The organism is Microbacterium sp. H6 (assembly GCF_003314775.1).
Classification (GTDB): Bacteria; Actinomycetota; Actinomycetes; order Actinomycetales; family Microbacteriaceae; genus Microbacterium; species Microbacterium oxydans.
Genome location: NZ_QOAY01000262.1, coordinates 847 through 2,554 on the forward strand (window position 1 = coordinate 847; position 1,708 = coordinate 2,554).

2 protein-coding genes and 1 tRNA gene are annotated in these 1,708 nt (G+C 70.3%); 2 read left to right on the forward strand and 1 reads right to left on the reverse strand.

The features are described from left to right. Window positions 1-244: DedA family protein (locus DSP71_RS24155; RefSeq protein WP_396652066.1), on the forward strand; the 244-nt coding region annotated here is incomplete at its 5' end. Between the two features lie 10 nt (window positions 245-254). Here DSP71_RS24155 and DSP71_RS16945 read toward each other — a convergent pair. Beyond that, window positions 255-327, reverse strand: a tRNA-Leu gene (locus tag DSP71_RS16945). Between the two features lie 85 nt (window positions 328-412). Between DSP71_RS16945 and DSP71_RS16950 the strand changes: the two genes are divergently transcribed. Then, entirely contained in the window at window positions 413-1,660 is a 1,248-nt protein-coding gene (locus tag DSP71_RS16950) for an alanine racemase (RefSeq protein WP_113681656.1), read from the forward strand. The last annotated feature ends 48 nt before the right edge of the window (window positions 1,661-1,708 follow it).

Here is a 1,708-nt window from a genome sequence, read left to right on the forward strand (position 1 = left end):
CGCGTCGCGGATGAACCTCGTGACCTTCAGCGTCTACACGATCATCGGGAGCGGACTGTGGAACGCTCTTCTCCTCGGGGTCGGAGCGGCGTTGGGCACCCAGCACGAGCAGCTGGAGCAGTACCTCGGCTATCTCGACTACGCCGTCTACTCCGCCATCGCGATAGCTCTCGTCGTCCTGATCGTGCGCCGGATACGGGAGGCAGCGGGTGAGCGGAAGGCGGTCGCGCAGGGGGAGGACTGAGCGTCGGCGGTGCCCCCGCTGGGACTCGAACCCAGACTGAAGCGATTTTAAGTCGCCTGCCTCTGCCATTGGGCTACGGGGGCCTCCCGGTCAGCCTATCGCCGCGCTCGACTGCGACGCCGTGCCGTCAGGGGTGAACCGGAGTCCGCGAGGCCTTAGGGTGGGGGAGTGCTCGACCTCATCGATGAACTGAGCCCCGTCCACGGTGCCTCCGCGGTCGCCCCTGAGTGGGAGGACCCGGCCCGTTACTGGCCGCGCCTGTCCGCGGCGACAGGACACCTCCCGGCACCGGTGGCGGTGATCGACCGCGAGGCGCTCCGCTACAACGCGATGGACCTTCTGGTGCGGGCCGGTGGACTCCCGATCCGCGTCGCCTCGAAGTCCGTGCGGGTGCGCTCCGTGCTCGACGCCGTGCTGAAGCTGCCGGGGTTCCGCGGCATCCTCGCCTTCACGCTCGAAGAGGCGCTCTGGCTCGCCGAGACCCACGACGACATCATGCTGGGCTACCCGACCGTGGATCGCGCGGGACTGGCGCGGCTCTTCGCCGACGAGCAGGCCGCGCGGCGTATCACGCTGATGGTCGACGACCTCGTGCACCTCGATCTGATCGACAGCGTCGCGGGTCCCCGGTCGCGCCCCGAGCTCCGCGTCGCCATCGACGTGGATGCCTCCTGGCGGTCCTCGATCCTCGGCCACATCGGAGTGCGCCGCTCTGCTCTGTTCAGCGCGGGCGAGGTCGCCGCCTTCGCCCGAAAGGTGGTCGCCCGCCCCGGGTTCCGCCTCGTCGGATTGCAGATGTACGACGCGCAGATCGCCGGTCAGGGCGACGACGCCGGTCCCGATGCGCCGCTCATCCGCATGGTGCAGGCGCGCTCGCGCAACGAGCTGCGTGAGCGTCGAGCCGAGATCGTCGCCGCAGTCGGGTCCGTGGCAGCCCTGGAGATCCTCAACGGCGGGGGAACGGGATCGCTCGAGTTCACGGGCAGCGACGAGTCCCTCACCGAGGCGAGCGCGGGCAGCGGGCTGCTCGGCGGACACCTCTTCGACGGCTACCGGTCGTTCCGTCCCGCGCCCGCCTCCGCATTCGCGTTCGATGTGGTGCGCCGCCCCGCCGCCGACATCGCCACGGTGCTCGGAGGCGGGTGGATCGCCTCCGGCCCCGCTGTGGCTTCCCGGCAGCCGCGTGCTGTGTGGCCCGAGGGTCTCCACACCCTCTCCCGCGAAGCCGCCGGCGAGGTGCAGACGCCGCTGCAGGGGCCGGCGGCCGCGTCGCTCGGCGTGGGAGACCGTGTCTGGTTCCGCCATGCCAAGAGCGGTGAGCCGGCAGAGCGCATCGAGAGCTATCACCTGATCTCGGGCGACGAGATCGTCGACGAGCTGCCGACATACCGCGGCGAGGGAAAGGCCTTCCTGTGACGAGAATCGGCGGCACCTGGCAGAACTGGGGTCGCTCGGCGTCCGTGC